Consider the following 4,714-nt stretch of genomic DNA (forward strand, 5'->3'; position numbering starts at 1 on the left):
CGGTGGCGCCAATCTGCAATACGGCGTTCGGCTCTTCGGTGCCGGCGGCGAAGATGCCCCTAGGACGCGAATACTTGAAGCTGCGACCGATGATGTCGACGCCGTTGGCCAGCAGTGCAGCGGCCAGCGAGTCGCCCTCAAAGCCTTTGTAGCTCTGGCCGTTGAAGGTGAAGCTGAGGACTTTGTTGCGGTCGATCCGTCCGCCGTTGGACAGGCGATTGATCTGGCTCATACCTTCTCTCCCAGAGCCGTGGTGGCCGCTTTCGGGCTATCGGTCTTGTCGGTGAATTGTGGCTTGGTGCCGATCTTGTAGGTTTCGAGAATCTCGTAGGTCACGGTGTCGCGGGTGGCGTTGAAGTACTGACGGCAACCGGCGGCGTGAATCCACAGTTCATGGTGCAGACCGCGAGGGTTGTCGCGGAAGAACATGTAGTCGCCCCACTCCTCGTCGGTGCAGCTGGTCGGATCCAGTGGACGCGGGATGTGCGCCTGGCCGGATGCGTGGAATTCCTCTTCAGAGCGCAGCTCGCCGCAGTGAGGACAGAAGATATGCAACATGGGGATTTCTCCTGTTAGTGGGCAACCGCAGCAGCGCCGTGTTCATCGATCAACGCACCGTTGTGGAAACGGTCGATGGAGAAAGGTGCGGCCAGCGGGTGCATTTCACCCTTGGCCAGACTCGCGGCAAACACGTTGCCCGAACCAGGTGTTGCCTTGAAGCCACCGGTACCCCAACCGCAGTTGAAGAACATGTTCGGCACAGGCGTTTTCGAGATGATCGGGCAAGCGTCCGGCGTGGTGTCGACGATGCCGCCCCACTGACGGTTCATGCGTACGCGCGACAGCACAGGGAACATTTCGACGATGGCCTGGATGGTGTGCTCGATCACCGGGTACGAACCACGCTGGCCGTAGCCGTTGTAGCCGTCGATACCGGCGCCGATCACCAGGTCGCCCTTGTCGGACTGGCTGATGTAACCGTGAACGGCGTTGGACATGATCACGCTGTCGATGATTGGTTTGATCGGCTCCGACACCAGCGCTTGCAGCGGGTGGGATTCGATCGGCAGACGGAAACCGGCCAGCTTGGCCATGTGCCCGGAGTTACCGGCAGTGACCACACCGACGCGCTTGGCGCCGATGAAGCCCTTGTTGGTTTCGACACCGATGCACACGCCGTTTTCCTTGCGGAAGCCGATCACTTCGGTCTGCTGGATCAGGTCCACACCCAAGGCGTCGGCGGCTCGGGCAAAGCCCCAGGCCACGGCATCGTGACGGGCCACGCCGCCGCGACGCTGGACGGTAGCGCCCATCACCGGGTAGCGGGTGTTCTTTGAGCAGTCGAGGTACGGGATCTCGTCGGCCACTTGCTTGGCATCGAGCAGCTCGCCGTCCACGCCGTTGAGGCGGTTGGCGCTGACCCGACGCTCGGAATCACGAATGTCCTGCAGGGTGTGGCACAGGTTGTAGACGCCGCGCTGGGAGAACATCACGTTGTAGTTCAGGTCCTGGGACAGGCCTTCCCACAGTTTCATCGCGTGTTCGTACAGGTGCGCCGACTCGTCCCACAGGTAGTTGGAGCGAACGATGGTGGTGTTGCGCGCGGTGTTACCGCCGCCCAGCCAGCCCTTTTCGACCACGGCCACGTTGGTGATGCCGTGCTCCTTGGCCAGGTAGTAGGCGGTCGCCAGACCATGCCCGCCACCGCCGACGATGACCACGTCGTAAACCTTTTTCGGCGTTGGCGTGCGCCACATCCGCTGCCAGTTTTCATGGTGGCTGAGAGAGTGTTTGAAGAGGCCGAAGCCTGAGTAGCGTTGCATAGTCATTTACTCCAAAACCGCACTCAGCGATAAACCGGGAAGTCTGCGCACAGGGCCGAGACTTGCTGGGCAACATTGGCCTCGACATCGGCATCGCCGAGGTTGTCGAGGATGTCGCAGATCCAGCCGGCAAGCTCGACGCACTGCGCAACCTTGAAGCCGCGAGTGGTGACCGCCGGGGTGCCGATGCGCAGGCCGGAGGTGACGAACGGCGACTGTGGATCGTTCGGCACGGCGTTCTTGTTCACGGTGATGTGGGCGCGACCGAGGGCTGCATCCGCCTCTTTGCCGGTGAGGCCCTGACGGATCAGGCTGACCAGGAACAGGTGGTTATCGGTACCGCCGGACACTACATCGTAGCCGCGTTTGATAAACACGCCGGCCATGGCCTGGGCGTTGTCGATCACTTGCTGCTGGTAAGCCTTGAAGCCTGGCTCCAGCGCTTCCTTGAAGCACACGGCCTTACCGGCGATCACGTGCATCAGCGGGCCGCCCTGGGCACCTGGGAATACCGCGGCGTTGAGCTTCTTCTCGATTTCTTCGTTGGACTTGGCCAGGATCAGGCCGCCACGTGGACCGCGCAGGGTCTTGTGGGTGGTGGTGGTCACCACGTCGGCGTACGGCAGCGGGTTCGGGTACAGGCCGGCAGCGACCAGACCAGCGACGTGGGCCATGTCGACGAACAGCAGCGCGCCAACCTTGTCGGCGATCTGACGGAAGCGTGGGAAATCCAGGGTCTTGGAGTAGGCAGAGAAGCCGGCAACGATCATCTTCGGCTTGCACTCGACGGCCAGACGCTCGACTTCGTCGTAATCGATCAGGCCGGTATCGGTGTTGATGCCGTACTGAACGGCGTTGTACAGCTTGCCCGAAGACGAAACTTTGGCGCCGTGGGTCAGGTGACCGCCATGGGCCAGGCTCATGCCCAGGATGGTGTCACCGGCTTGCAGCAGCGCCAGGTAAACGGCGCTGTTGGCCGAGGAACCGGAGTGCGGCTGGACGTTGGCGTAATCGGCGCCGAACAGTTGCTTGGCGCGCTCGATGGCCAGGGCTTCAACCTTGTCCACGTGCTCGCAGCCGCCGTAGTAACGCTTGCCCGGATAGCCTTCGGCGTACTTGTTGGTCAGGCCGCTGCCTTGCGCTTGCATGACGCGCTTGCTGGTGTAGTTCTCCGACGCAATCAGCTCGATGTGATCTTCCTGACGTTGCTCTTCGGCATTCATTGCCGCCAGCAGTGCATCATCGTAACCCTGGATCTGGTCTTGCTTGCTGAACATCGCGTCTCTCCCAGCGGCATCTGTGCGCCATTCGTCTCGGTAAGGCACCGACGGTTCGGCAGTGCCCTTTGAATGCGATGGTATGACCGGCGCAGACAGGCCAAATGCCTATGGGCGCCACGCAAAGGTGCGTTTACGACATAGCGGGAAATGGACCGTTGGAACGCAACCCTCAGCACACCTCAAAACCCTGTGGGAGCGGGCTTGCCCGCGATGGCGGTGTGTCAGCCACCATCAATATGGGATGTGCCGCCGCCATCGCTGGCAAGCCAGCTCCCACAGGGTCAGGTGATTGCTTGTCGTAATGCGTAGAGGATAAGGAAATGCACGGGATACAGCACATACGCCCAGCGCCGCATGGGTGGTGGTTTTACGTCATGGACGTGTCGTAAAAGGAACAGCCCGAGCCATGGCGCAATCAGACAAGTGGCAACCGCCGCCATCGCCACGTGATTGCCCAGTCGAATGGAGTAATACAACACCTGCCACTGATTGGCTGCCAGGCAGACAATCCCCGGTACCAGGGCGAAATACCAAGGACGGCGGATCACCAGTAGCATCGCCAGCGGCAACAACACACCGAAGAAGCCGAACATCAGTTTCGATGCAAACAGTGCCGCCAGCACGATGGCAGCGACCGCCAACAGTCGCATTTGAAGACTGCGATCCTGCCAGCCACGCGCCACCAGAAGCCCCAGTACGAGCGTGGGCATCACATTCCAGGTGTCGGGGTTGGGCAGGAACCATCGATAGGGAATTTCGCTGACCGCGCTGAACAGCATCAACCAGCCCAGGTAGCGCCACTGCCCGTTGGTCGTGACGGACGCACGCGCCAGATTGGCCGCCATCGCCAGGCAGAACCACGGGAACGCCAGACGCCCGGGCACATACAACCAATCAGCGGAATAACCGACATAACGCAAGTGGTCGAGGACCATGCACAGCAGCGCCAGCCACTTGAGCAAATCCAGTGCACCGTCGCGCTGTGTCACATGCGAAGTCACGTGCATAATTACCCGGCATCCTTGTATTTTTTCTGACAGTGACATCCCGTGTGCTCCCCGGACGATCTTCGGTAGAGTGCGCACCCTCATTGACCACGAGACGCTTCACCATAGGCGCCTCGACCACGGAAGCAGGCCATGACCGATAAGAGCCAACAATTCGCCAGCGACAACTATTCCGGCATTTGCCCTGAAGCCTGGGCTGCCATGGAACAGGCCAACCATGGCCACCAGCGCGCCTACGGCGACGACGAGTGGACTGCCCGCGCGTCCGACGATTTCCGCAAACTGTTCGAAACCGACTGCGAAGTGTTTTTCGCCTTCAACGGCACCGCCGCCAACTCCCTGGCCCTGTCGTCGCTGTGCCAGAGTTACCACAGCGTGATCTGCTCGGAAACCGCCCACGTCGAAACCGACGAATGCGGTGCCCCGGAATTTTTCTCCAACGGCTCCAAGCTGCTGATCGCCGGCACCGAAAACGGAAAGCTCACGCCGGAATCGATCCGCGAAGTCGCACTCAAGCGCCAGGACATCCATTACCCGAAACCCCGCGTCGTGACCCTGACTCAAGCCACTGAAGTCGGCAGCGTCTACACCCCGGACGAAATCC

Annotated in this window: 6 protein-coding genes; 1 reads left to right on the forward strand and 5 read right to left on the reverse strand. The window is 61.0% G+C overall.

Annotated features, from left to right (window positions below):
- The 5 genes from ACRESJ_RS31540 to ACRESJ_RS31560 all read right to left on the reverse strand — a co-directional run.
- On the reverse strand, positions 1-232 hold a 232-nt coding region (locus ACRESJ_RS31540), incomplete at its 3' end, for a 2Fe-2S iron-sulfur cluster-binding protein (protein ID WP_431761402.1).
- Positions 229-558, reverse strand: a complete 330-nt coding sequence (locus tag ACRESJ_RS31545; RefSeq protein WP_128604896.1) for a sarcosine oxidase subunit delta — start codon at positions 556-558, stop codon at positions 229-231. The genes ACRESJ_RS31540 and ACRESJ_RS31545, both read right to left, overlap by 4 nt.
- Before the next feature lie 14 nt (positions 559-572).
- On the reverse strand, positions 573-1,823 hold the full coding sequence (locus tag ACRESJ_RS31550) for a sarcosine oxidase subunit beta (protein WP_007980419.1): 1,251 nt from the start codon (positions 1,821-1,823) through the stop codon (positions 573-575).
- Positions 1,824-1,846: 23 nt separating this feature from the next.
- Positions 1,847-3,100: a serine hydroxymethyltransferase gene (glyA, locus tag ACRESJ_RS31555; RefSeq protein WP_431761403.1), complete on the reverse strand. Its 1,254-nt coding sequence runs from the start codon at positions 3,098-3,100 to the stop codon at positions 1,847-1,849.
- Between the two features lie 284 nt (positions 3,101-3,384).
- Complete coding sequence (locus ACRESJ_RS31560) at positions 3,385-4,110, reverse strand: TraX family protein (RefSeq protein ID WP_431761404.1); 726 nt, start codon at positions 4,108-4,110, stop codon at positions 3,385-3,387.
- Positions 4,111-4,242: 132 nt separating this feature from the next.
- On the opposite strand from ACRESJ_RS31560, the gene ACRESJ_RS31565 reads away from it, so the two are divergent.
- Positions 4,243-4,714 (forward strand): beta-eliminating lyase-related protein (locus ACRESJ_RS31565; RefSeq protein ID WP_431761405.1); only part of this gene is annotated, 472 nt, incomplete at its 3' end.

The organism is Pseudomonas sp. (assembly GCF_050739655.1).
Taxonomy (GTDB): Bacteria; Pseudomonadota; Gammaproteobacteria; order Pseudomonadales; family Pseudomonadaceae; genus Aquipseudomonas.